The organism is Nonomuraea sp. NPDC050783 (genome assembly GCF_040802095.1).
Taxonomy (GTDB): domain Bacteria; phylum Actinomycetota; class Actinomycetes; order Streptosporangiales; family Streptosporangiaceae; genus Nonomuraea.
In genome coordinates this window covers 172,556-197,036 of the sequence record NZ_JBFAHK010000011.1, presented here as the reverse complement: position 1 = coordinate 197,036, position 24,481 = coordinate 172,556, and the positions used below count along the sequence as shown (strand labels likewise).

18 protein-coding genes are annotated in these 24,481 nt (G+C 72.5%); 7 read left to right on the top strand and 11 right to left on the bottom strand.

Features of this window, described 5'->3' with window-relative positions; all coding sequences use genetic code 11:
• Window positions 1-30: 30 nt before the first annotated feature.
• Complete coding sequence (locus AB0H75_RS28075; RefSeq protein ID WP_367801153.1) at window positions 31-1,419, top strand: glycoside hydrolase family 43 protein; 1,389 nt, start codon at window positions 31-33, stop codon at window positions 1,417-1,419.
• Here the strand turns inward: AB0H75_RS28075 and AB0H75_RS28070 are convergent.
• Window positions 1,409-3,040, bottom strand: a complete 1,632-nt coding sequence (locus tag AB0H75_RS28070; protein WP_367801151.1) for a beta-xylosidase — start codon at window positions 3,038-3,040, stop codon at window positions 1,409-1,411. The two genes, AB0H75_RS28075 and AB0H75_RS28070, sit on opposite strands and share 11 nt — an antisense overlap.
• Window positions 3,041-3,237: 197 nt before the next feature.
• On the opposite strand from AB0H75_RS28070, the gene AB0H75_RS28065 reads away from it, so the two are divergent.
• Together AB0H75_RS28065 and AB0H75_RS28060 are read left to right on the top strand one after the other, a co-directional pair.
• Entirely contained in the window at window positions 3,238-4,278 is a 1,041-nt protein-coding gene (locus tag AB0H75_RS28065; RefSeq protein ID WP_367801149.1) for a LacI family DNA-binding transcriptional regulator, read from the top strand.
• 248 nt (window positions 4,279-4,526) lie between these two features.
• Entirely contained in the window at window positions 4,527-5,279 is a 753-nt protein-coding gene (locus AB0H75_RS28060) for a protein-L-isoaspartate O-methyltransferase (protein ID WP_367801147.1), read from the top strand.
• Here the strand turns inward: AB0H75_RS28060 and AB0H75_RS28055 are convergent.
• Together AB0H75_RS28055 and AB0H75_RS28050 are read right to left on the bottom strand one after the other, a co-directional pair.
• Window positions 5,258-6,487, bottom strand: a complete 1,230-nt coding sequence (locus AB0H75_RS28055; protein ID WP_367801145.1) for a serine hydrolase domain-containing protein — start codon at window positions 6,485-6,487, stop codon at window positions 5,258-5,260. The genes AB0H75_RS28060 and AB0H75_RS28055 overlap by 22 nt on opposite strands.
• Window positions 6,488-6,665: 178 nt before the next feature.
• Window positions 6,666-7,826 (bottom strand): FAD-dependent monooxygenase, encoded by a 1,161-nt coding sequence (locus AB0H75_RS28050; protein WP_367801143.1) that lies wholly within the window; start codon window positions 7,824-7,826, stop codon window positions 6,666-6,668.
• Window positions 7,827-7,943: 117 nt separating this feature from the next.
• On the opposite strand from AB0H75_RS28050, the gene AB0H75_RS28045 reads away from it, so the two are divergent.
• Window positions 7,944-8,837, top strand: coding sequence for a LysR family transcriptional regulator (locus AB0H75_RS28045; protein WP_367801141.1), 894 nt, complete (start codon window positions 7,944-7,946; stop codon window positions 8,835-8,837).
• Window positions 8,838-8,882: 45 nt separating this feature from the next.
• Here AB0H75_RS28045 and AB0H75_RS28040 read toward each other — a convergent pair whose 3' ends face one another.
• Together AB0H75_RS28040 and AB0H75_RS28035 are read right to left on the bottom strand one after the other, a co-directional pair.
• Window positions 8,883-10,445, bottom strand: coding sequence for a class I adenylate-forming enzyme family protein (locus tag AB0H75_RS28040; protein WP_367801139.1), 1,563 nt, complete (start codon window positions 10,443-10,445; stop codon window positions 8,883-8,885).
• Complete coding sequence (locus AB0H75_RS28035) at window positions 10,435-11,988, bottom strand: NAD(P)-binding domain-containing protein (RefSeq protein ID WP_367801137.1); 1,554 nt, start codon at window positions 11,986-11,988, stop codon at window positions 10,435-10,437. The genes AB0H75_RS28040 and AB0H75_RS28035 overlap by 11 nt, the downstream gene beginning before the upstream one ends.
• A gap of 62 nt (window positions 11,989-12,050) precedes the next feature.
• Here AB0H75_RS28035 and hutH point away from each other — a divergent pair, with 62 nt between their 5' ends.
• A complete protein-coding gene (hutH, locus tag AB0H75_RS28030) occupies window positions 12,051-13,535 on the top strand; it encodes a histidine ammonia-lyase (protein ID WP_367801135.1) in 1,485 nt (494 codons plus the stop codon).
• On the opposite strand, the gene AB0H75_RS28025 is transcribed toward hutH, so the two are convergent.
• The 6 genes from AB0H75_RS28025 to AB0H75_RS28000 form a co-directional block, all read right to left on the bottom strand.
• Complete coding sequence (locus AB0H75_RS28025; protein ID WP_367801133.1) at window positions 13,522-13,668, bottom strand: hypothetical protein; 147 nt, start codon at window positions 13,666-13,668, stop codon at window positions 13,522-13,524. The two genes, hutH and AB0H75_RS28025, sit on opposite strands and share 14 nt — an antisense overlap.
• Before the next feature lie 25 nt (window positions 13,669-13,693).
• Entirely contained in the window at window positions 13,694-14,530 is an 837-nt protein-coding gene (locus AB0H75_RS28020; RefSeq protein WP_367801131.1) for a carbohydrate ABC transporter permease, read from the bottom strand.
• The gene (locus AB0H75_RS28015; protein ID WP_367801129.1) at window positions 14,527-15,483 is read right to left on the bottom strand and encodes a carbohydrate ABC transporter permease; all 957 of its coding nucleotides are present in this window, start codon (window positions 15,481-15,483) and stop codon (window positions 14,527-14,529) included. Before AB0H75_RS28015 ends, AB0H75_RS28020 begins: the two co-directional genes overlap by 4 nt.
• Before the next feature lie 62 nt (window positions 15,484-15,545).
• Window positions 15,546-16,850 (bottom strand): ABC transporter substrate-binding protein, encoded by a 1,305-nt coding sequence (locus tag AB0H75_RS28010; RefSeq protein ID WP_367801127.1) that lies wholly within the window; start codon window positions 16,848-16,850, stop codon window positions 15,546-15,548.
• Window positions 16,851-17,068: 218 nt separating this feature from the next.
• Complete coding sequence (locus tag AB0H75_RS28005) at window positions 17,069-18,109, bottom strand: LacI family DNA-binding transcriptional regulator (protein ID WP_367801125.1); 1,041 nt, start codon at window positions 18,107-18,109, stop codon at window positions 17,069-17,071.
• Between the two features lie 7 nt (window positions 18,110-18,116).
• Window positions 18,117-20,576 carry a glycoside hydrolase family 2 protein gene (locus AB0H75_RS28000; RefSeq protein ID WP_367801123.1) on the bottom strand — a complete coding sequence of 820 codons (2,460 nt, stop codon included), beginning with the start codon at window positions 20,574-20,576 and terminating at the stop codon, window positions 18,117-18,119.
• A 299-nt stretch (window positions 20,577-20,875) separates the two neighbouring features.
• Here AB0H75_RS28000 and AB0H75_RS27995 point away from each other — a divergent pair, with 299 nt between their 5' ends.
• Together AB0H75_RS27995 and AB0H75_RS27990 are read left to right on the top strand one after the other, a co-directional pair.
• Window positions 20,876-23,335, top strand: coding sequence for a cellulase family glycosylhydrolase (locus AB0H75_RS27995; protein WP_367801121.1), 2,460 nt, complete (start codon window positions 20,876-20,878; stop codon window positions 23,333-23,335).
• A gap of 88 nt (window positions 23,336-23,423) precedes the next feature.
• Window positions 23,424-24,413, top strand: coding sequence for a glycosyl hydrolase (locus AB0H75_RS27990; protein ID WP_367801119.1), 990 nt, complete (start codon window positions 23,424-23,426; stop codon window positions 24,411-24,413).
• The last annotated feature ends 68 nt before the right edge of the window (window positions 24,414-24,481 follow it).

Genomic DNA, 24,481 nt, shown 5'->3' with positions numbered 1-24,481 from the left:
TCCGCGTCCGAGAGACCCCAGAAGGTGATCATGAAAGTCGTATCGACCCTCCGGCCCGGCGCCACGGCCAGGCGCGGCCTGTTACTGGTCATGACGCTGCTCCTGGCCATGACGGTGATCCCGGGCACGGCCAGGGCGGACAACCCGATCGTCCAGACGATCTACACCGCCGACCCCGCTCCCTTGGTCTACAACGGCCGGGTGTACCTCTACACCGGGCACGACGAGGACGGCTCGACGTACTTCACCATGAAGGAGTGGCGGGTCTGGTCGTCCGCCGACATGGTGAACTGGACCGACCACGGCTCGCCGATGAGCGTGGCCACCTTCAGCTGGGCGAGCGCCGACGCGTGGGCCGGCCAGACCGTCTACCGCAACGGCAAGTTCTACTGGTACGTGCCGGTGAAGGACCGGGCCAGCGGCCAGATGGCGATCGGGGTCGGCGTCTCCACCAGCCCCACCGGGCCCTTCACCGACGCCATCGGCCGCCCGCTGGTCAGGAACGGCGAGATCGACCCCACGGTCTTCATCGACGACAACGGCCAGGCGTACCTCTACTGGGGCAACCCCAACCTGTGGTACGTCCGGCTCAACGCCGACATGATCTCGTACTCGGGCAGCCCCACCCAGATCCCGCTCACCACCGCGGGCTTCGGCACCCGCACCGGCAACACGAGCCGCCCGACCCTCTACGAGGAGGGGCCCTGGGTCTACAAGCGCAACGGCCTCTACTACAACGTCTTCGCGGCGAAGTGCTGCTCCGAGTTCATCGGCTACTCGACGGCCCCCGGCCCCACCGGCCCCTGGACCTACCGCGGGACGGTCATGCCCACGCAGGGCAGCAGCTTCACCAACCATCCCGGCATCGTCGACTTCAACGGCGGGTCGTACTTCTTCTACCACAACGGCGCCCTGCCGGGCGGCGGCGGCTTCACCCGCTCGGTGGCCGTGGAGAAGTTCGCCTACAACGCCGACGGCACCATCCCCACGATCACCATGACCACGGCCGGAGCCCCGCAGGTGGGCACGCTCAACCCGTACGTCAGGCAGGAGGCCGAGACGATCGCCTGGGAGTCCGGCGTGGAGACCGAGCCCGCCAGCGAGGGCGGCATGAACGTCGGCTGGATCGAGAACGGCGACAACATCAAGGTCAAGGGCGTCGCCTTCGGCTCCGGCGCGAGGTCCTTCACCGCGCGGGTGGCCTCCGCCACCTCCGGCGGCCGCATCGAGCTGCGCCTGGACGGCGTCAACGGCACGCTGGTGGGGACGTGCACCGTGGCGGGCACCGGCGGCTGGCAGACGTGGACGTCCGTCACCTGCCCGGTGAGCGGCGCGACGGGCACCCACGACCTGTACTTCAAGTACACCGGCGGGAGCGGCTACCTGTTCAACGTCAACTGGTGGCAGTTCACCGGCTGAGCGACATCACCGCCCAGGGCGCGAGCTCGACGTCGAGGTCCAGGACGCCGTCGTCGGGCACGGTCAGCGTGAACCGCAGGAGGGAGTCGGCGACCTCGCCGAGGTAGGCGAGCTGGGCCCGGGACGGGTTGATCGGGGACCCGAGCCGGTACCACGCCTCGGCGGGGTTGCCGTGCTCCCCGTCGAGGATCTCGACGAGGAACGTGGTGCCCGGCTCCAGCCCGCCGATCGTGTGGCGGATCCTGCGGGCCGGGCCGGCCTCGGCCAGCGCGCGGGCCGCCGGGTAGGAGCTCCGCGAGCCGACGCCGCCGAGCGCCATGTCCTCGGGGTAGTTGAAGAACACCGCCGACACGGCCGACGTCCGGCTGTCCCGGGTCACGACCCCGTGGGGCGTGGCGAGGAGCAGCCGGTCGCCGAGCCGTTCCAGCATGGCGAACGCGTGGAACGTGGGCTTGTGGACGCCGTGCTCGGTGACGAGGCCGAAACCGCCGTGGAACGGGCCGATCCCGGCGCCTCCCTCCTCGAACACGTCCGTGAAGGTCCAGTAGGAGATCGAGTCGGCGAGGGTGGCGCACTTCAGGTACGACCGCGTGATGGAGGTGGCCGCGAACACCGTGTCGTGGACGAAGTCGCGCGAGGACGGCGACGTGGACCACTCCGTGATGTGGATCTCCGCGTCCGGGTAGGCGCTGCTCCGCACCAGCTCGCGCAGGCGGGTCAGGTCGTCGGACGTCGCGTCGGCGTACCGGGTGATCTCCACCGTCTCGCCGTCGGCGCCGAAGGCGAAGTCGGTGGGGTAGAGGTGGGTCGAGACGAAGTCGACCGGCAGCTCGCGCCCGGCGCACCAGGCGAGGAAGTCCTCGATCCACACCGGACGCCAGTCGAGCGCGTCCACGTCGGCCGCGGTGGCCGTCTCGTACATGGCGGAGCGGTCCTCGACCTCGCCCTTGTAGCGGTCGTCGGGCACGAAGACGCTCGTCGAGGGCCCGCCCACCTTCAGCTCGGGGTCGATGCGCTTGATCGCCCGGACGGTGTGCTCGTAGAGCTCGAAGTACTCGGTCTTCGTGCCGGTCCAGAAGTGGGGGACCAGGTTCGGCTCGTTCCACACCTCGAAGCGCCACTGCCGTACCTCGGCGCGGCCGTACCGGTCGATCCAGTGCTCGACGGTGCTGGTGACCAGCTCGACCCAGCGGGCCATGTCCTTGGGCGGGCTGCAGTGGGCGCCCCACCAGAACAGCGTGCCGGTCACCGTGGCCAGCTCGCGCGGCATGAAGCCGAGCTCCACGAACGGCCGCACGCCGCGGTCCAGGATGAAGTCGAAGACCTTGTCCACGTAGCTGAAGGTGTGGACAGGGGAGTCGAGGGGCCTGTCCGGGCCGAAGCCGCCGCCGTAGCTCTCCCGGTACACGAACATGTCGTCGTGGAAGAGGCCGTGGAACCGGACGTACCGGAACCCGAACGCGGCGGCGACCTCGGTGAACTGCTCGCGCCAGTCGGCGCGCAGCGCCTCGTTGGCCCGGCCGGCGCCGACGCAGCGGCTCCACACGTGCGGGAGCGGGCTCTCGGCGCACCTTTTCCCGTCGATCAGGAGGCGGGACCCGGGGGTGTCGTCGCTGGTCATGATCTCGCAATCGTCCGTGGAGGGACCTCTCGCCCCGAACGGTTCCGAAAATATTTCGAAACTTATTCGGCGTGGTCAGGACCCTAGGCGGCGCCTTCCCGCCGTGTCAATGGATGCCCTCGGGAGATTTCCGGAGCCGGGCGGGTACGGGGGTCCGTGGTAGGTTCGAAAGAATTTCGGAGCCGAAAGGGGCCCTGATGCGACGAGGTCGTTCCGAGCGAGCCACCTTGGCGGACGTCGCCCGGCTGGCCGGAGTCTCGCCGACGACCGCCTCCAAGGTGCTCAACGGGCGCAGCGACGTCGGGGCGCGGACGCGGGAGCTCGTCCTCGGGATCATGGCCGAGATCGGCTACAAGCCGACGGCGGCGCGGCACGAGCAGCCCCGCGACCGCACTCTCGTCACCGTGCTCGACATCGTGGAGTCCCGCTACGCCGGGACGGTGCTCCAGGGCATCCTCGTGGCCGCCACCGCCGCCCGGGCCGAGCTGCTGCTGCGCCTGCCGCCCGACGGGCCGGTCAGCACCAGCCGCACGGCGGCGCTCACCTGGCTGGAGGAGCAGAAGGCGTCCGGCGTCGTCGGCGTCATCGCGCTCGCCGTCGCCGTCCCCGACACGGTGCTGCTCGCCGCGGCGGACCTCGCGGTGCCCGTCGTGACCATCGACCCGATCGACACGACCGAGTCGCGGCTGGTCAGCATCGGCGCCACCAACTGGGCGGGCGGCCGGTCGGCGACCGAGCACGTCCTCAGGCTCGGCCACCGCAGGATCGCGTGGATCGGCGGCCCGCTCGGCTCGGCGCCCTCGCTGGAACGTTTCCACGGCTACCAGGCCGCGCTCGACTCGGCCGGCATCGCGCCCGACCGCGCGCTGGTCCGCCACGAGGCGTTCTCCGTCGAGGCCGGGCTCCGGCACGGCCTCGACCTCCTCACGCTCCCCGAGCGGCCGACCGCGGTCGTCGCGGGCAACGACGAGATCGCCGTCGGGGTGCTCGCCGCCGCCAAGGAGCTGCGCATCGCCGTGCCGGGCGAGCTGTCGGTCACCGGGTTCGACGACACCCCGCAGACCGAGTGGACCACGCCCCGCCTCACCTCCGTCCGGCAGCCGCTCGTCGGCATGGGGCGGATGGCCGTCGAGACCGTCCTCGGCATGGCCGACGGCGTCCAGCCCGCCTCGCGGCACATCCAGCTGGCGACGACCCTCAGCGTCCGCGACTCGACGGGCCCCGCCCCGGCGTCCTGATCGCGCGCCCGGATCACCGCCGGAGCAACTCGTGCCCCGCGCGGGCGTCCAGGACGGCCGTCGGCGTCGGCGTACCGCCCGGCCAGGTACCTCGTGCCGGCTGACCGGCTCCCGCGGCGGCTCGTCCCGCTCCCGCTCGGCCGCGGCGCGGAAACGCCGCAGCGCGCCATCCGGCGGGCTTTCCCTTGACGAAATCCGCTGTCCTGCCCGGTGACCCACGACGTCCTCATCGGCGCGGGCTGACCGGCGTGGATGCCGCCGCGGAGTTCTGCGAGGCGCTCAAGGAGACGCTCGTCGCATCCGGCGCCGTCCGGTCGCCGCGGGTCGCCGAGGCGTTCGCCGCGACACGGCGGCACCTGTTCGTGAGCGACGGCTACACCCCGACGGCCGAGGGATGGCGGCCCTGGCACTGCGACCCGCACGAGCCCGACGTGGAGCGGTTGGCCGTCGTCTACTCCGACACGGCGCTCGCCACGCGACTCGACCAGGGGTTTCCGGCCAGCTCGTCGACCCGCCCGTCGCTGATGGCCAGGATGCTGGAGGAGCTGCGCCTGGAGCCCGGCATGCGCGTCCTGGAGATCGGCACGGCCACCGGCTACAACGCCGCGCTGCTCGCCCACCTGGTGACGCCGCGCGGCCACGTGGACACCGTCGAGCTCGATCCGGGCGCGCCGCCCTACGACAGGGTGATCGTCACGGTGGGCGCAGGCGCCCTGGACCGGCGTACGGCCCCGGGCTGGCCGACGGCGACGACTGGGCCGCCGCGGGCCGGGGCATGCTGCGTTCCCTCGGTGACCCGCGGCTCGTGGACCGGCTGCGCCAGGCGTTCGGCGCGTGGACCCGCCTGGGACGCCCGCGCGCCCAGGACTACGCCATCACCTGCCACCGGCGGCGGATCCGGCCGAGGGACGGAGCGTGGGTCGTGTCCCGCCGGTTCCACGACTGGCTCGTCGGACCGGCGTGAGGCCCGGCCCGGGGGTCAGGCGTCGATCGCCTGGTAGAGGGTGGTCCAGAAGTCGTGGATGAGCCGCATCGGGTCCGGCACGGACGCCCCGACCTGGGTGAGCAGGATGCCGGTGAGCCGGTTGGCCGGATCGGCGTAGGTGGCGGTGCCGCTGCCGCCGTCCCAGCCGAACTGGCCGACGGGCGCGTAGTCGCCGCGGTAGGTGCGTACCGCCATGCCGATGCCCCAGCCGCCGTGCTGGCCCTGGCCGTGCGAGATGTGCACGTTGTTGACCGCCATGGCGTGCCGGGCGGCCTGCTGCTCGGGGGTGAGGCGGTTGGTGGTCATCAGCTCGACGGCAGGCCTGGACAGGATGCGCTCGCCCTGGTGGACGCCGCCGTTGAGCAGCATGCGGAAGTAGGCGTGGTAGTCGTCGGCGGTGGAGTTCAGGCCGCCGCCGCCGCTCGGGAACGCCGGGGGCGCGCTGTGCCGGCCGCCCTCGGCCTCGTCCCAGACCAGGAACTCGCCGGTCCGCGGGTCGGGCGCGTACAGGGGCGGCAGCCGGTGGATCTGGTCGGCGGGCACGTGGAAGCCGGTGTCCTTCATGCCCAGCGGCTCGAAGAGGCGCTCGCGCAGGAAGTCCTCGAACGACCGGCCGGTGACCCGGGACACCAGCACGCCGATCAGGTCGTTGCTGATCTGGTACTGCCAGCGCTCGCCGGGCTGGTGCATCAGCGGGAGCGAGCCGAGGCGGCGCATCCACTCGTCCGGCTCGGGCATCGGCACCGGCAGGTTCGGGGTGATCCCCTGCTCGAAGATCGCGTTCATGATCGGGGTGCCGATCGACGTCATGTCCATGCCGAGCCCGAACGTGGAGGTCAGCACGTCCCGGACGGTGATCGGCCGTCGCGCCGGCACGGTGTCGTCCAGCGGGCCGTCGAAGCGCGCCAGCACCCGCCGGTCGGCCAGCTCCGGCAGCCACTCGTCCACCGTGTCGTCCAGCCGCAGCCGGCACTCGTCCAGCAGCACCATCGCCGCCGCCGCCGTGACCGGCTTGGACGTGGACGCCATCCGGAAGATCGTGTCCCGGCTCATCGGCGCGCCGCCGTCGTGGCGCATCGTCCCGAGCACCTCGACGTGCGTCTCCTCGCCCCGGCTGAACAGCGCGACGAGCCCGGGGATGCGCCCGGAGTCGACGTGCCGCGCCAGCGCCTCGCGCACCCTGCGCAGTCCCGTCGTGGAGAAGCCGTTGTCGGTCTGTCCCATCTCAATCTCCTGGTGTCAAAGGTTCGGCCCGGTCGGGCCGGTGGCCGTGGTCGCCGGACCGTTCGTGACGACCACGTTCGCCGACCGTTCTGACATGGGGCCGCCGCCGGGCTGACGCGCCCGCTGATACGGCTGCTGATACGGCCGCTGATACGGCCGCCGCCGCGCGGCGGCGGGGTCAACGTGGTTTCGTGGTGAGGCCGGGGGCGTAGTCCTTCAGCCTGACGAGCCGCGTGCGAGGCGGCTGCGCCATGCCGGCTGTGATCGGGCCGGCTGTGATCGGGCCGGGTTCCTGCTGGATGAGCGCGCCCAGGAAGAACCGGTCGGCGCCCTCCCGGCCCGCCTGCTGGTGCTCGGCGACGAAGCCGCGCATCTCCCGCTCGTAGGCGGCGAACGCCACCGCGTGGTCGCCGCCGGCGGCGGCCAGCTCGCCGGCCAGGACGTAGGCGCCGATCAGCGCCTGCGAGGGCCCGTGGCCCGAGGCCGGCGCCGCGCAGTGGCCGGCGTCCCCGAGCAGCACCACCCGGCCCGCGGACCAGCGGTCCATCTCGATCTGGGCGTTGGCGTCGAAGAAGAAGTCCTCCGCCCTGTCCATCTCCGCCAGCAGGCGCGGGATCTGCCAGCCCTCGCCGGCGAACCGCTCGGCCACGACGCGCTTGTGCCACCCGGGGTCGCCGCGGTCGCGGCCCAGCGGCCCGGAGGCGAAGTGCAGCGCCGCCCGCGCCCCGGCGCCGGGGACGCCGAGGACGCCCGCCGCCCGGCCGGGCGCGCTGTAGAGCAGCCCGGTCTCGCGCAGGCCGAGGTGGTCGGGCAGGCCGAAGACCGCCGTGTGGATGCCCAGGTGCCGGGCGAACCGCCGCTCCGGGCCGAAGGCCAGCCGGCGGGTGCGCGAGTGCAGCCCGTCGGCGCCGGCCACCAGGTCGAAGCGGCGCGGCCGGCCGCGCTCGAAGGTGGCCCGCACGCCGCCGGCGTCCTGTTCCAGGCCGGTGATCGAGTCGCCGAAGACGTACTCCACCTCGTGGCGGGTGGCCTCGTGCAGCAGGCCCGACAGGTCGTCCCGGAGGATCCGCGGATCGCCCGCCACGGGGAGGAAGGCGTACGCGTCGCCGTCGCGGTCCACCATCGCCATGCCGCGCGTGGGTGTCTTGACCGCTTCGACCCGGTCCAGCAGGGCCATGCGGTCCAGCACGTCCAGCGCCTCGCCGCGCAGGTCCACCGCGTACCCGCCGCCGCGCGCCCGGGGAGCGCGCTCGATCACGGTGGGGGTGAAGCCGTGGTGGCGCAGCCAGTACGCCAGGGCGGGCCCGGCGACGCCGGCGCCGGAGATCAGGACGTCCATCAACCTGCTCAATCGACCGGAGGTTCGTACGCGTCGAGCATCGAGTACGGTGAGCCCCGGAACAACGACAAATGCCTCAAGATCACATTCATCTGGAGCAAACGGAGCAGGCCGGGCGTGGAGCTGCGTGACATCGAGATCTTCCTGACCCTGGCCGAGGAGCTGCACTTCGGCCGCACCGCCGCCCGGCTGTGCGTCTCGCCCGCCCGCGTCACCCAGGCCATCCAGAAGCAGGAGCGGCAGATCGGCGCCCTGCTGTTCGAGCGCAGCAACCGCGCGGTACGGCTGACGCCGGTCGGCCGGCAGCTCCGCGAGGACCTCCAGCCGCTCTACGCCGGGCTGAAGGACAGCGTGCGGCGCGCCCGGCTGGCCGGCCAGGGCATCACCGGCACGCTGCGCGTCGGCATGCTGCCCGCCAACGCCTACGAGCTGCGCCCTTACTGGGACGTCTTCCGCCTCCGGCACCCGCAGTGGCGGCTGAGCATCCAGCGCACCCGCTTCGGCGACGCCTTCGACGCGCTGCGCCGCGGGGACATGGACATCCTGGTCTGCTGGCTGCCCGTCGAGGAGCCCGACCTCACCGTGGGGCCGGTCCTGTTCGCCGAGCCCCGGGTGCTGGCCGTCTCCGCCGACCACGAGCTCGCGCCGCGCCCGTCGGTCTCGCTGGAGACGATCGCCGACTTCCGGCACCCGCACGCCGACACCGGGCCCGGCTACTGGTACGACACCTACGCCCCGCGCCTCACCCGCCGCGGCCGCCCGATCGAGCGCGGCCCCGTGGTGCGGGATGCCGAGGAGGCCATGACGTTCGCCAGCATGGACGGGATGGTCGTGCTCTTCCCCGCCCACATGAGCCGCTACTGGGTCCGGCCGGACATCGCCTACCTGCCGGTCACCGACCTGGAGCCGCTGGCGTACGCGCTGGTGTGGCGCGGCGAGAAGGAGAGCGAGCCCATCCGGGCCCTGGCCGAAGTCGTCCGCGACCTCGGCCCCCTCCCCCCGGGAAGCTGACCGCCCGCCACGGGCAGCGGGCACTGCTGGTTCGCGCGACGAGCGCTATGACCCTTCCTTCGTCCTTCCGCTCGCGTGAACGCCGGCGGCACGGGCCGTCGCCGGGAGCAGGAGGCGTTTGTCGGGTTTGCCGTTCGGTGCCGACGGGACCTCGTCGATGACGGTGACGGTCGCCGGCACGCAGGCGGTGCCGAGCCGATCCCTCACCAGGGCGCGCAGCGCGTCCGGGTCGGGGGTACGGCCGGCCGGTGGCACCACGAACGCGTGCGCCGCCTCGCCGGTGTCCTCGTCCGGGGCGGCCACCACGTACGCCTCCGCGACGTCGGGGGAGGAGGCCAGCACCCGCTCGATCGGCCCGGTGTAGTGGAGGTTCGCGTTGACGATGACGACGTCCCGCGTGCGCCCGGACAGGTACAGGCGCCCGTCGCCGTCGAGGTGGCCCAGGTCCCTGGTGCGTACCCACCCGCCCGTGAACACCTCCGCGCTCGCGGCGGGGTCGGCCCAGTACCCGGCGGCCTGCGCCGGGGTGCGGACGTACACCTCGCCGTCGGTGCCGGCCGGGACCGGCCGGCCGGCCGCGTCCCGGATCTCGACGTCGATGACGTCGGGCGGGAAGCCGACCGAGCCGGGCACGTCCCACGGCGTGGCCATGGAGATCGTGCCGGTCTCGCTCTGCCCGTAGCCGTGGAAGACGACCGGGCCGAGCACGTCGAGCGCCTCGCGCAGCCGGGACGCCGCCACCGGCGAACCGGACACCATGAGCGCCCGCAGGCAGCCCAGGTCGGCCGGGGCGCGCCGCTGGCCGGCCACCAGCCGGTACAGGCGCGGCACGGTGATGACGGAGGCCGACGCCCGGTGCCGGACGATCGCGCCGGGGAACTCCGGCGGGTCGGCGACGACCATGGTGCCGCCCGCGGCGAGCGTGAGGACGCCGTACTCCATCATCACCTGGCTGCCCAGCGAGCCGAACACGAGGTAGCGCTCCAGCCGGGAGGCCAGCTCCCTGATCGCCGGCGGCCACGCCCGCGGGCGGGCCGTCCACGCCGCGTCCAGGGCGGCGTAGGTCTGGGCGCAGGCTTTGGGCAGGCCGGTGCTGCCGCTGGTGTACACGAGCCGGGCCACGTCGTGCGGCCGGCCGGACAGCGGCAGCGGGCCGCCGTCGTCGGGCGCGGCCAGCAACTCCGCGACGGTCAGCACCCGCGGCGCGGGCCCAGGAGCGGGCCCAGGAGCGGGCCCAGGAGCGGGCCCGGGCGGGGCGGTCGAGTCGGTCGAGTCGGTCGAGTCGGTCACGATCGCGGCGAGGTCCTGGGCCAGCACGTGGCGTAGCTGGTCGCGGGGCAGCCCGGGACGTACGCCGGCGACCCGGGCTCCGACGACGTAACCGGCGACCGTCGCGGCGAACGCCTCGGGGGTGACGCCGAGCATCAGGGCGAGGCCGTCCCCGGGGCCGACGCCCGCCGCGCGCAGCCCGGCCGCGAGCCGCCGGACGAGGCCGAGCATCCCCGCCCCGGTGACCGCGCGCGTCCCGTGCTCGAACACGGGACGCTCCCCGGCCGCGGCCAGCAGGTCCAGGACGGCGCGCGGGTACGGACCGCCGTCACCCGGCATCGGCGAGGCATTCCTTGGCGAAGACGGCCAGCGGACGCCGGTGCACCGCCGGCAGGTCCCACTCGTTCTCCAGGTTCTCCGCCAGGTGGTGGACGCCGGCGGGCGCGCCGTCGCGGTAGTAGCGCACCACCGGGTGCAGGTAGCTCGCGTCGTAGGCGTGCTCGGCGTCGTTCTCCGCGACCCGCGGGACCGAGATGTCGAACGGATCGACGCTGTCGTGCCCCTCCCCGTACTCCAGGGTGACGACGAACCGGTGGCGGGCCGGGCCGAGCCCGCCGCCGGCGACATAGGCCACCGGGACCTCCGGCTGGTAGAGCGCGGTGCCACCGGTCACGGTGACCACGTCGCCGAGCACGCCGAACTGCTGCCACAGCGCCGAGGAGCGGTTGACCCGGCCGACCACGGCGTCGCTGATCGCCTCGGGGTCGGACCCGATCTCCTCGGCGGGCCAGGGCTCGCCGTGGTGGCGGGCGGCCAGGATCCGGTGGAGCGCGCGCACGCTGTACCGGAAGCCGTGGATGAACCCGTTGGTGGACTTCTTGAAGTCGCGCTGCTGGGTGAGGGTGCCCGCGAAGTACAGGTCGGGCACGTTGACGGACTCGTAGGCCGGCGTCTGCTCGGGGAAGCGGCCGTCGATGACCAGCGCGGGCCGGCAGTCGTCGTCGAAAGCGGAGGCGTCGAACCGGAAGCCGGTGCACACGATCACCCGGTCGTAGAACAGCTCGCGCAGCGCCTCCACGGTACGGGCGTAGCGGAACACCACCCGGTAGCCGCCCGCCTCGCGGCGCTCGATGCCCTCCACGGTGCCGTCGAGGACCGCGTTCTGGGACTTGAGCTGGTAGCTGTCGAGAAAGGTGTTGTTGATCGCGCGCAGGTGGCCGACGTAGTGCGACTGCCAGGCCATCCTGATGGAGTGCGGCCCGGCGACGTGGATGACCGCGGCCCTCTCCATGAGCGATTCGGCGGTCTCGAACCCGGAGTTGCCCTTGCCGATCACCAGCACCCGCTGGTCGGTGAAGGAGTCCGGGTCGGTCTCGAAGGTGTCGTAGCGCTCGGCGGTCTCGATGCCGGGGATCGGCGGGACGTACAGGCGGGAGACGCCGGTGGCCATGACCAGCCGCCGGCCCCGCCAGGAGTGCCCGTCGCGGTCGGTGACGGTGAACCCGTCGCCGTCCCGGCCGATCCGGACGACGTCGGTGCCGTACCGCACCTGGACGCCGGTCGCCGCCGCGAAGGCGGACAGGTACCGGACGAACTCGTCGGCGTGCGGGAAGTACCGCTCGCTGAAGCGGGTGAACAGCAGGCCGGGATCGTCGCTCAGCAGCGAGTTCCAGTCCATGCGCAGGCGCAGCTCCGGGTCCTCGTAGCCGGTGTGCACCTTGTTGATGGAGATCAGCCGGCGGTGCCGGGGGAACCGGGTGAAGAAGGCTCCGGGAGCGGTCCCGCGTTCCAGGACGACATAGTCATGACCGCTGCGTTGCAGCGACGCGCCGAGCTGCAGCCCGGCCGGCCCGGCCCCGATGATCAGGTAGTCATGCGCCATGATCTCGAAGCTAGGGAGCAGTTCTCAGAGATTTCTGAGAAAACGCGCCTTATCGTCCGGCCATGTCCGCCTTCGCAGATCCCATCGACCTCGGCGCGCCGCTGCGCCCCGCCGACCTGCGCCGGGCCGCGACGCCGGTGCCCGTCCTGGTCGGCACGCCGGTCCGCGACCGTGTCGAACGCGGCCGGAGCTTCCTCCGCGACGTGCTGAGCGAGCAGGCGCGCCCGGTCTACGGCGCGACCACCGGCTTCGGCGCCCTGGTCGGCTTCCCCGGCCGGGCGGACCAGGCCGACCAGTGCGACAACACCCTGGCCCACCTCGGCGCCGGGCAGGGGCCGGACCTGCCCCACGAGGTGGGCCGGGCCGCGATCCTGGTGCGCGCCTGGTCGCTCGCGCGGGGCCTGTCCGGGGTGTCGGCGCACGTCGTGGACGGCCTGGCCGCGATGTTCGCGACGACGTTCGTCCCGGCGATCCCGCGCTACGGCTCGGTCGGCGCCAGCGGCGACCTGATTCCGCTCGCCTACGCCGCCCAGGCACTGCGTGGCCGGGGGCAGGCGTACGCCGGCGGGTGCCGGATGCCCGCGGCCGAGGCGCTGCGCCGGTCCGGGCTGAGCCCGCTGGTCCTGGACGGGCGGGACGCGCTCGCGCTGGTCAACGGCACCTCGCTCACCACCGCCGCGACCGCTCTGGCCCTGGACGGCGTACGCTCCTGCCACCGCGCGATACGGGCGCTCACCTGCCTGATGGCCGACCTGCTCGGCTGCGACCCCGGCTTCCTCGACCCCCGCCTCCTCGACGCCTACGGCCATCCGGGCGCGGCGGACGTCGCCCGCGACATGCGCGAGACCCTGGCCGGGATCAGCCCGTCGGGCACGCGGGCGCTCCAGGAGCCGTACAGCCTGCGCTGCTCGCCGCAACTGCTGGGCGCGGCCGAGGACGCGCTGCGGTACGTGGACGGCGTCGTCGCGGCCGACCTGTCCGGCGTCAGCGACAACCCGCTGTTCTTCCCCGGCGACGACCTGGTCGTGCACGGCGGCAACTTCTTCGGGCAGCCGGCCGCCTTCGCCGCCGACGTCCTGGCGATGGTCGCCGCGCAGCTCGGCAACCTGGCCGAGCGGCAGCTCGACCTGCTCGTCGATCCGGCCCGCAACGGCGGCCTGCCGCCGATGCTGGCCGCCGGGCCGGGGCGCCAGCACGGGATGCAGGGGGTGCAGCTCGCCACCACGGCGTTCGTCGCCGAGCTGCGCCACGCCGCCGTGCCGGCCGGCATGCAGAGCCTGCCGACGAACCTGCACAACCAGGACGTGGTGCCCTTCGGCACGCAGGCGGCGCTGCGTGCCCACGACATGGCCGGCCTGCTGCGGCTGCTGTGCGGCTCGCTGGCGGTGGGCCTGCGGCAGGCCGCCCACGTCGGCGCGCGCCGCCCCACGGCTCCGGCCTGCCGGGCGCTGCTCGACGGCCTGGCCGAGGTGGTGCCGCCGGTCGACCCCGACCGCCCGCTGGACGACGACGTCCGCAGGGCCGCGGACCTGGTCACCGGGTGGTGAGCGCGGGGAGGACCAGCGGGAAGCCCCGCCACGCCGGGATGTCGACGGGGGAGACCGTGCCCGCCCGGACGTCGGGCGGGCCGGCCGGCCCGATGCCCACCGCGCCCAGCCCCGGCAGGCGGAAGCCGGCCACGAGGCCGCTCAGGGTGGATCCTCGCCTACTTCGTCGAGCCCTGGGTCAGGCCGTTGTAGATGAAACGTTGCAGCAGCAGGAAGACGACGAGGGTCGGGATGATCACCAGGATGGCGCCCGCCGAGATGTTCTCCCAGTGCGCGCCGAAGGGCCCCTTGAAGCGGAACAACGACGTGGAGATGGTGCCGAGATCCTGGTCGGGCAGGTAGAGGAAGGGGATGTAGAAGTCGTTGTAGACCGCGATGCCCTTGACGATGACGACCGTCGCGATCGCGGGCCTGAGCAGCGGCAGGATGATCTTCCAGTAGACGGCGAACGCGGAGGCGCCGTCCAGGCGGGCGGCCTCGTCCACCGAGATCGGGATGCTCCGGATGAACTGCAGGAAGATGTAGATCGCCACGATGTCGGTGCCGAGGTAGAGCATGATCGGGGCCAGCCGGGTGTTGAACAGCCCGAGCTGGTCCACCACCTGGAAGGTCGTCACCTGCGTGGTGATGCTCGGCACCAGCGTGGCGAACAGGAACAGGGCGACGACGAGCTTCTTGAGCCGGAAGGTGAAGCGGTCGATGGCGTAGGCGGCGGCCGAGCCGATGAAGACGGTCCCGACGATCGACACCACCAGGATGACGAAGGTGTTGAGCGCGGCCTCGGCCATCCGGCCCTTGTCGAAGGCGGTGACGTAGTTGGCGAGGTTCAGCCAGTTGTGCGGCGGGGTCAGCGGGCCGCTGCCGGTGGCCAGCTCGTCGGAGGTCTTCAGCGAGGTGAGCGCCACCACGCCGAGCGGCAGCAGGACGACCACGGCGGCGGCGATCAGGGACAGGTACTTGAGCGCGCTCGCCACCCGGGCGCGGACGGCCGTCATGACGGGGTCACCCTCTCTTCCGGGACGAGCCGGCGCTGCACCCAGGCCACCAGCAGGATGATGACGAGCAGGACCACCGCCGCGGCCGAGGCCAGCCCGGTCTTGTTGAACCGGAAGGCGAGCTTGATGGTCTGGATCACGAAGGTCTCGCTCGCGCCGGCGCCGCCGGTCATGATGTACGGGATCTCGAAGACCGACAGGCTGCCGGAGACCGCCAGGATCGCGGTCAGCCCGATGATCGGCCGCAGGCTGGGCGCGATGATGAAGCGGAACTGCTGCCAGCGGCTCGCCCCGTCGAGCTGGGCGGCCTCGTACAGCTCGGGCGGGATCGACTGGATGGCGCCGAGGAAGAGCACGAAGTTCAGCCCCATGTAGCGCCACACCGACACGCCGGCCAGCGAGAAGTTGACCAGGTCGGGATCGCCGAGCCACAGGTGCTCGCCGCCGATCCCGAACAGCCGCAGCACGGTGTCGAAGGTGCCGCCCTCCTGGAAGAAGTAGAGGAAGACGAAGCCGATGGCCACCCCGTTGATCAGGTAGGGGAAGAACAGGATGCCCTTGAACAGGTTGCGGAAGCGGGTGTTGAAGCTGAGCACGGTGGCGAAGTACAGCGCCAGCACGATCTGCAGGACGGCCGCGCCGAGGTAGTAGGCGCTGGCGACGAAGACCTTGAACAGCTCGGGGCGGGTGAGGATGTCGGCGTAGTTGGCCAGCCCGGTGAAGGTGTAGTCGGGGCTGACGCCGTCCCAGTCGGTGAAGCTGTACACGACCATGTTGACGATCGGCACGTAGGAGAAGGTCACCAGCAGGGCCAGCGGCACGAGCAGGAACAACCACGGGGTCAGGCCCTGCCTCCAGTGGCGGCGCGGCCTGCGCCGGGAGCGCCGCGCCGCGTCCTGCGGCCGGGCGCCTCCCGCGCCGCCGCGCCTCAGGGATGACGAGGTCTGTGTCATCTCTGCCTTTCCGTTGGTGGAGCCGGCGCCGGCGCGTCGCGCCGGCACCGGGGACGGGGGTGTCAGGCGGCGGCCTGCTGTCCTGCCTTCCACCGGGCGGACAGGTCGGCGAGCACGCTGTTCAGGTCGCCCTTGGCGGCGCCGCGCGCGACGTCGATGAGCTTCTGCCGGTAGTCGGGGGACTTGAGGCCGACTTCGGCCTCCTTGTCGATGTTGTCCACCGTGACCCGCTGGTCGGTCTCCAGCTCGATGAGCTTGACGCCCGCGTCGCTGTACGGCTTGAGCGCCGAGGGCAGCGGCTCGGACTTCACGCTGGAGACACCCTGGTTGGCGGCGGAGAACCCGGACTTCTCGACGAACCAGTCGAGCCAGGCCCGGGCGGCCGGCTTGTTCTTGGAGTGGTTGTTGACGGCGTACTGGTAGTCGGGGTTGAGCACCGAGCACCACGAGCCGCCGGCCTGCGAGGGGAAGGGCATGAAGGCGATGGAGTCCGGGCTCCGGCCGGCCGTGGTGGCGGCGGCCCGCATCTGCGGGATCGCCCACGACCCGAGCCACATGGCGCCGATCTTGCCGGTGGCGAGGAACTTCTTGGAGTCCTCCCAGTTGGTCGTGGCCGGGTCCTTCTCGGTGAGCTGCTGGTGCACGGCGTTGAAGAGCAGGGAGTCGATGACGTTCAGGTCCTTGCCGGCGGCCCAGGGGTCCTCGGTGACCAGCACCCTCTCGGCCTTGGGGTCGCAGGTGACCGAGCCGTTGGCGTTGGTCCAGTTGGTGAGCGGCCAGCCGTCCTTGTAGTTGGTGTAGAGCGGGGTGGCGCCGGTCTTGTCCTTGACGGCCTTGAGCCCGGACAGGAACTCCTCGGGCGTCCTGGGCCATGCGCTCACCCCGGCCTTGGCCCACAGGTCCTTGTTGTAGACGAAACCGTTGGCCGCGGCGAAGGAGACGAGGCCGTAGACCTGGTCGTTGACCGTGCCGGCGCCGATGAACTGGTACTTGCGCGACAGCTCGCCGGTGGAGCCGAGCGGGGCGAAGAACTTCGGGTAGTCGCCCTTGGCGATCGCGTTGGGGATGAGCAGCACGTCACCGTAGTTCTCGGTGTTCATGCGGATCTTGACTTCGCCCTCGTAGTCGGTGATGGCCTCGAACGTGACCCGCACGTTCGGGTAGACCTTGGCGAACTCGTCGGCGTACTTCTTCATCGTCCCGTCGTTCACCAGGTCGGTGCGGTTGGTCAGCACCGTGATGTCGCCGGAGACCTTCGCCGGGTCGGCCGCCGCCGTGGCGGGTGCCGTGGTCGTCCCGCTGCCACCGCAGGCGGTCAGGGCCGTGGTCATCGCGAGGGCCAGACCGGTCAGCGCGAGTCTGCGCATCTCACACCATCTCCTAGGGGAAGCACCGTGGTTGCGGTGAACAGTGGCACGCCGTGTTTAGTGGCAAAAGGGACGAAGTGCCGAAGATACATAACCGTTACCGGGGATTCGGTGGTGAACGGCGAATCCAGGCCGTTCTAGCTGCGAAAACTATTACTAGAGCGGTTTAGTCAACAAAGGGCGCGCGAGGGCCGCGCGGGAACCCGAGATCGGATGGTTCAGCGTGCCCTGGCGGTGGTGCCGCGCGGGACGAGCACGGGCGTCGGCACCGCGCCGGCCACCGCCTCGCCGCCGTCCACGAGGCTCATCAGCCGGCGCGCGACCTCGGCCCCGAACGCGAAGACGTCGTGGCTCATGGCCGACAGCGGCGGGTGGGTGAGCCGGCACAACTGCGAGTCGTCCCAGGCCAGCAGCGACAGCTCGGCGGGCACCGAGACGCCCATCTCCGTGGCCACCGACAGGCCGGCCACGGCCATGATGTCGTTGTCGTACAGGATGGCCGTGGGCCGCTGCGCGGAGGCGAGCAGCGCGCGGGTGGCACGGGCGCCCTGCTCGCCGGAGAAGTCGGTGGGCAGGATGCGGCCGGGTTCGAGGTTGAGGTCGGCGACCGCCTTGGCGAACGCCTCGCTCCTGATGGCGCTGTGCCCCAGCGTGGCCGGGCCGCCCACCCGCGCCAGGCGCCGGTGGCCCAGCGCGGCCAGGTAGCGCACCGCCTCGGTGACCGCGGCGCCGTCGTCGGTCCACACCGACGGCAGCCCGCCGGTCAGGTCGGGGTGCCCGACGGCGATCACCGGCAGGTGGAGCGCTCCGACCGCGGCCACGCGGGGATCGTCGAGCGTGAAGTCCACCATGATGGAGCCGCTGATCTGCTTGCTGCGGCCCCAGCCGTCCAGGACGTCGATCTCCTCCCGCACGTCACGCACCAGCCGGAGCAGCAGCGAGTGCGACCGCTCGGCCAGCACGCTCTCGATGCCGGAGACGAACTCCATGTAGAACGGCTCCAGCCCGAGCATGCGGGCCGGCCTGGCGATGACCAGCCCGACGTTGCTGACCTGCGTCGAGGCCGACGACAGGGACCTGGCCGCCTGGTTGGGCAGCCAGCCCAGCTCGCGGGCGGCCTTGAGGACCTTCTCGCGGGTGGCGGCGGACACGCCCGGCTTGTCGTTCATCGCCAGCGACACCGCGCCCTTGGACACCCCGGCCCGCTGGGCGACCTCGGCGATGGTCACCTTCCCGCCCGCGCGGGCGGCAGCACTCATGGTCGGGCTACCCTCCCGCCGCGTTGACGCAGAACAGCGCGGCCCTGACGGCCTCCTCGCCGGCGCCGGGACCGCTCGGCGCGCCGCTCACGGTGATCGTGACGCTCTCCCCGGGCAGCAGCGTGACCAGCCCGCGGTCGGCCGCGGCCGCGGGGCCGAGCCGGTCGGCCTGCAGCAGCAGGTCGCGGACGAGGGAACGCGCGGTGATCACAACCTTGAGCGTACCGCCGGAGGCGTCCAGGCGCAGGTCGAAGTCGGCGGGCGGATAGGCGAACTCCTTGTCCGGGCGGCCCAGGACGACGTCGCGCAGCTCGCCCGCATCGGCGATCAGCACCTCCTCGCCCGCCTCCTTGAACTCGGCGACCGTCAGGGGCAGCAGCGCGACCGAGCGCGGCGGCACGTCGAACGGCACCCGCTCCTCCGCCAGGACCGTCCCGTCCGCGTGGACCCTGCGGACCAGCGCCTCGTCCCGCCACGGCGCGGGGGACTGGTTGTCCACGGCGAGCACGCGGGCGCCGTCCCTGCTCTGGAACGTCAGCAGCCGGTCGGCGTACAGGCGGCGCAGCTCGTGGTAGAGCGGTTTGGGCCGGGCGGCCCCGTCGATCGCCGCCCACGAGGTGACCGGCCAGCAGTCGTTGAGCTGCCAGACGACGGTCCCCGCGCACACCGGCCAGTGGGAGCGCCAGTGCGCGACGCCGGTCGCGACCGCCCGCGCCTGGTTGACCTGGGTGAGGTAGTGCCAGCGGTCGAAGTCGCCGGGGACGGCGAAGTGGCGGGCCAGGCCCCGGTCGAGCTTGCCGTTGCCGTCCTCGGCCTTCTGGTGGTGGAGCATGCCGGGCGAGGAGGGGGTGAGGGGGTCGTCGCCCAGCCACTCGCGCAGGGTCGCGTACGCGGGCGGCGCCTGCCAGCCGAACTCGGCGGCGAAGCGCGGCACGTCGTTGAGGTAGTCGGTGTAGTCGCGGCGGTTCCACACCTCCCAGAAGTGCGACGGGCCGTGCGCCGGGTCGTTGGGGTGGTGGTCCCAGGAGCCCGACCAGGGGCTGCCGGCCTGGTAGGGGCGGGTGGGGTCCAGCTCGGCCACGACGCGCGGCAGCAGCCCCAGGTAGTAACCCTCGCCCCAGCTCTCGCCGGCCAGCCTCGGCTCCCAGTTCCAGTCGCGGAAGCCCCACAGGTTCTCGTTGTTGCCGCACCACAGCACGAGGCTGGCGTGCGGGGCGAGCCTGGTGACGTTCTCGCGGGCCTCGGCCTCGATCTCGCCGCGCAGCGGCTGCTCCTCGGGGTAGGCCGCGCAGGCGAACAGGAAGTCCTGCCAGACCATGAGGCCGAGCTCGTCGCAGGCGTCGTAGAAGGCGTGGTCCTCGTAGATGCCGCCGCCCCAGACGCGGACCAGGTCCACGCCCGCCTCGGCGGCCTGGCGCAGCCGGTGCCGGTAGCGCTCCGGGGTGAGGCGGGCGGGCAGGACGTCGTCGGGGATCCAGTTGACGCCGCGGGCGAAGACCGGCCGGCCGTTGACGCGCAGGGTGAAGGCGGTGCCGTGCTCGTCGGGCGAGCGGTCCAGCTCTGTCGTGCGGAAGCCGACGCGCCGTTGCCAGCGGTCCAGGACCTGGCCGGTCCCGGCGTCGGACAGGACGACGACGCAGTCGTACAAGGGCTGGTCGCCGTGGCCGCGCGGCCACCACAGGGCGGGCCGGGGCACCTCCAGGACCGCCACCGCGCTGCCCGCCCCCGCGGGGACGGCATGGGCGGCGGCGCGCCCGGCCGTCTCGATGGTCAGCGTCAGCTCGCGCTCCGCGCCGGACGGGGTGCGCTCCAGCTCGACGTGCGCCTCGATCCTGCCGTCCCCGCCGGCGACGGTGACCAGCGGCCGGACCGTGGCCAGCCGGGCGGTGCTCCAGCTCTCCAGCCGGACCGGGCGCCAGATGCCGGCGGTGACGAGGGTGGGCCCCCAGTCCCAGCCGAAGCTCGCCGCCATCTTCCTGATGTAGTTGAACGGCTCGGGGTACTCGTTGGGCCGCTCGCCCAGGCGCTCCTTCAGCGCCTCGGCCTCGGTGTAGGCGGAGGTGAAGCGGACCGACAGCGCCGAGCCCTCCCGTACCTGCCCGGTCACGTCGAACCGGTACGAGCGGTGCATGTTCCTGGTGCGGCCCAGCTCCCGCCCGTCCAGGAGCACCCGGGCGACGGTGTCGAGCCCGTCGAAGACCAGGTCCGTACGCTCGAAGCCGGCCGGGGGCCGCGCCAGCGCGGTGTCGTAGCGCCAGTCGGCCCGGCCCGCCCACGCCACCTCCAGCTCGTTGAGGTCACGGTAGGGATCGGGGATCAGCCCGGCCGCCAGGAGGTCGGCGTGCACGCAGCCGGGCACCCGGGCGGGCACGGGCTCGTCCAGGAGCCGGTCGAGGCCGCCGGGCGCCTGGACGCCCGCCAGGCGGAGCGTCCATCCCGCGTCCAGTGACGTGATCTGCTTGGTCAACCGGTGCTCCTTGATCAGGCAATGGGGCAAATGTCCTTTGGCGTCCGATCAAGGTAGATGATGGCTACTAAACCTGTCTAGACCGTTTCAGTAAACGGTTGAACCCGCAGGTGGCGGCCCGTCCTCCGGCCAGGGAGCGGGCCCGGGCCGGGAGAGAGGGCACTGAACCGGTCAGTTCGTGGGCTGACGCGGGAGTTCCGAGGTGTTGACGCTGTTGACGCACGGCTCTATGGTCAGGGTCACTTATCCGGTAAAGCAACCGTTCAGCCCTCTCCGCGCCCCCTGAGAAAGGTGCCGGCATGCGATCCATCGGATGGGCCAGCCTCGCCGCGCTCGCCCTGACGCTCTCCCTGACCCCGCCGGCCCACGCCTCGCCCCAGCCGGAGTCATCCTCGCCGAACACCAGGTACGTGACCCGGTCCGGCCCCCGGCTCAGCCTCGACGGCAAGCCGTTCCGCTTCGCCGGCACCAACATCTACTGGCTCGGCCTCGACGAGAACGTCGGCGGCGTCGGCTACCCGACCTTCTTCCGCATCCGCGACGCGCTCGACACGGCCAAGGCCATGGGCATGACCGTGGTGCGCTCGCACATGCTGGTCTCCACCGGCAACGCGCTGTCCATCCTGCCCTCCAAGGAGAAGGGCTTCAACGACGAGGCGTTCGCCACCGTGGACTACGCGATCGCCTACGCCGGGTCGATCGGCCTCCGCCTGATCCTGCCGCTGACCGACGAGTGGGCGTACTACCACGGGGGCCACCGCGACTTCACCGACCCGTACGGGCTGCCGTCGGCGGCCTTCTCCACCGACGAGCGGGTGATCGCCGACTACCAGGCGTACGTCGAGCACGTCATGCACCGGGTCAACCCGCTGACCGGGCGGGCCTACAACGCCGACCCCACGATCATGGCCTGGGAGTTCGGCAACGAGCTGGAGGGCATGACCCTCGACTGGATCAACGCCAACGCCGCCGCGTTCCGCCGCTGGGCGCCGCGCCAGCTCATCGCGGCCGGCCGCCGCTTCGACATCGACCCCGACACGCTCGCCGCGCCCGGCGTGGACATCGTGGACGTGCACTACTACCCGCCCACCGCCGAGCGGGTGAGCGCCGACGCGGCCACGGTGACCGGCGCGGGCAAGGTCTACCTCGCCGGCGAGTACGCCTCCACCGCCGCCACCCACGAGCTGCTCACCCCGCTGGCCGGGAACCCCGACGTCACCGGCATGCTGTCGTGGTCGTTGTTCGGCCACGGCGACCGCAACGGCTTCGTCCAGCACGACGACGGCTTCACCCTGCACTACCCGGGCGACGACGAGCGGATGCGGGCCTTGGTGGAGGCGCAGCTCGCCTTCGCCGAGCGGGTCTCCCCGTCCGGCGGGCGCCCGGCGCGGGTCGGGCCGCCGCTGATCACCCAGGTGGACAAGCGCGGCGGGCTCAACGAGCTGCGCTGGCGCGGCGCGGCGGGCGCGGTGGGCTACATCGTGGAGCGCTCGCAACGTGGCCGCTGGAACCCCGCCCACCAGGGCCTGCTCACCGACGACCGGACGCCGTGGATCGACCCCGAGCCGCCGGGCGAGGTCACCTACCGGGTCGTCCCGGTCGACCGGCACGGCCGCCGGGGGCAGAGCTCGGAGCCGGTGCGCGTCACCCGCGCGCAGACCGTGCTCGCCGACCCGCTGCAGACGACGGACCTGGCCGACGGCCACGCGAACGTCGTCCTCACCCCGTCGGCGGCCCTGGCCGAGGGGGAGGCGTGGATGTCGTGGAGCCGCCCCGGCCTGCGCCTGGCGCGTTTCGACGTGACCGGCCGGCGCCGCGTGCGGGTGCAGGTCTCCGCCGACGGCTCGACCTGGCGGACCGTGCGCCACGACCTCGACGGCGGCCAGGTCACGGCCGACACCGGCGGCGCCGGCCACGTCCGGGTGTCGTGGAGCGGCGGCACGGGGCTGACCCGCGCCACCCTGTGGTCGGCCGACCCCGCGCCGGTCACCGCGCCCCCGGCCGCGCCCGCCCCGCTCGCACCCGCCCCCGGCGCCCGGGACGTGCTGGGCCCGCCCGCGTTCACCTGGAGCCCCGCCGCGGGCGCCGGCTACTACACGCTCACCGTCTCCGAGCACGCCGACCTGAGCGAGCCCGTGTTGTCGGCCACCGCGATCACCGGGACGAGCCACGCGCCGTCCGGCCCGCTCGCCCCCGGCACCACCTACTACTGGCGGGTCACCGCCGTCAACGCGGCCGGCCGGACCGCCGGCGCCGTCGCGAGCTTCGCCACCCGCCCCCTCCCGGCCGGGCCCGCCGTCGTGGACGACTTCGAGTCGTACACCTCCACGGCTCAGCTCGCCGGGACCTACGTGCGCAACCCCAGCGGCGACGAGATCGTGCCCCGGCTCGAACCCGGGCAGGCCATGCGGCTGGACTACACGCTCGGCGCGGCCGGCTACGCCGGCGTGACCCGCACCTTCCCCGCCGCGCTGGACCTGTGGGGCATGCGGGGCCTGGAGCTGCGGCTCGACCGGACCGGCACGGCCGCGAAGGTCACCGTCCAGTTCGTCACCGGCGGCGTCTACTTCGAGCACACCCTCGACGCGGTCCCCGGCGGCGCCGTGCGCATCCCCTTCGCCGACTTCGACCATCCGGGCTGGGCCGGCGCGGGCCCGCTCGACCTGACCCGCTTCGAACAACTGTCGATCTACGTCGGCGGCGGCCCGGGCAGCGGCACGCTCACCGTCGACCAGGTCACCGCCTACCCAGGCCCGTAGGGCCGTAGGCCCCGCAGCCCGCAGACCGCAGACCGCAGCCCGCAGCCCGCAGACCGCAGACCCGCAGGCTCGTAGAGAGGACGAACCCATGCGCACCCCCCGCTGGTGGGCCCTCGCGCTCGCCCTGGCCGTCGTCGCCGGCCTCGCCCCGCCCGCCCACGCCTTCCCCGCCACCTCCCGCTCCGCGCTGATCGCCTACCTGGCCGGGATCTCCGGCCGGTACACGCTGTCCGGCCAGCACAACCGCGAGCCCAACAGCGACCCCACCAAGTACACCCGCCTCGCCCAGGGCATCACCGGCCAGACCCCCGGCCTGTGGGGCGGCGACTTCCTGTTCTCCGCCGCCGACGTCGCCGCCCGCTCGACCATGATCAGCGAGGCCATCCGCCAGTGGCAGGGCGGCTCGGTGGTGGCCCTGACCTGGCACATGTGCCCGCCCACCACCGGCCCCACCTGCGGCTGGGACTCCAGCGGCGTGCTCAGCCACCTGTCCGACGGCCAGTGGAGCCAGCTCGTCACCGACGGCACCGCGCTCAACAACGCCTTCAAGAGCCGCCTGGCCGAGGCCGTCCCCCACCTGCGCCGGCTCCAGGACGCGGGCGTGCCCGTGTTGTGGCGGCCCGTCCACGAGATGAACGACGGGTGGTCCTGGTGGGGCGGGCGGCCCGGCGCGAACGGCAGCCGCAGGCTCTACCAGATCACCCGCGACTACTTCACGGCCCAGGGCCTGACGAACCTCGTCTGGGTCTGGAACGTCAAGGATCTGAACATGGGCTCGATCGGCCAGTACTGGCCCGGCGCCGGCTACGCCGACGTGGCCACCCTCGACGTCTGGGTCAAGATGGAGCCGTCGGCCGCCGACTACCAGGCGATGCTCGGCGTGGCGGGCGGCAAGCCGATCGCCCTGGCCGAGGTCGGCCGCGCCCCGCGCCCCGCGCTGCTGGACGCCCAGCCGCGCTGGACCTGGTTCATGGTGTGGGCGGAGTGGCTGATCGACCCGGCCTACAACACCAACGCGAGCGTGCAGGCCAGCTACTTCGGGCCGCGCGTGCTGAACAGGGGCGAGTTCTCGATATGACCTTCCGCGCGACACCCAGCGCCGCATCCCCGAGCAGAGCGCCCTGTGGTACCGGGACAGGATCCGGG

Bases quoted from the DNA above. Each gene is read 5' to 3' on its own strand.
- AB0H75_RS28070 (WP_367801151.1), bottom strand. From the start codon at position 3,040: ATGACCAGCGACGACACCCCCGGGTCCCGCCTCCTGATCGACGGGAAA.
- hutH (WP_367801135.1), top strand. From the start codon at position 12,051: ATGTCCGCCTTCGCAGATCCCATCGACCTCGGCGCGCCGCTGCGCCCC.
- AB0H75_RS27990 (WP_367801119.1), top strand. From the start codon at position 23,424: ATGCGCACCCCCCGCTGGTGGGCCCTCGCGCTCGCCCTGGCCGTCGTC.
- AB0H75_RS28050 (WP_367801143.1), bottom strand. From the start codon at position 7,826: ATGGACGTCCTGATCTCCGGCGCCGGCGTCGCCGGGCCCGCCCTGGCG.
- AB0H75_RS28020 (WP_367801131.1), bottom strand. From the start codon at position 14,530: ATGACGGCCGTCCGCGCCCGGGTGGCGAGCGCGCTCAAGTACCTGTCC.
- AB0H75_RS28055 (WP_367801145.1), bottom strand. From the start codon at position 6,487: ATGGGACAGACCGACAACGGCTTCTCCACGACGGGACTGCGCAGGGTG.
- AB0H75_RS28065 (WP_367801149.1), top strand. From the start codon at position 3,238: ATGCGACGAGGTCGTTCCGAGCGAGCCACCTTGGCGGACGTCGCCCGG.
- AB0H75_RS28075 (WP_367801153.1), top strand. From the start codon at position 31: ATGAAAGTCGTATCGACCCTCCGGCCCGGCGCCACGGCCAGGCGCGGC.
- AB0H75_RS28035 (WP_367801137.1), bottom strand. From the start codon at position 11,988: ATGGCGCATGACTACCTGATCATCGGGGCCGGGCCGGCCGGGCTGCAG.
- AB0H75_RS28010 (WP_367801127.1), bottom strand. From the start codon at position 16,850: ATGCGCAGACTCGCGCTGACCGGTCTGGCCCTCGCGATGACCACGGCC.
- AB0H75_RS27995 (WP_367801121.1), top strand. From the start codon at position 20,876: ATGCGATCCATCGGATGGGCCAGCCTCGCCGCGCTCGCCCTGACGCTC.
- AB0H75_RS28015 (WP_367801129.1), bottom strand. From the start codon at position 15,483: ATGACACAGACCTCGTCATCCCTGAGGCGCGGCGGCGCGGGAGGCGCC.
- AB0H75_RS28005 (WP_367801125.1), bottom strand. From the start codon at position 18,109: ATGAGTGCTGCCGCCCGCGCGGGCGGGAAGGTGACCATCGCCGAGGTC.
- AB0H75_RS28040 (WP_367801139.1), bottom strand. From the start codon at position 10,445: ATGCCGGGTGACGGCGGTCCGTACCCGCGCGCCGTCCTGGACCTGCTG.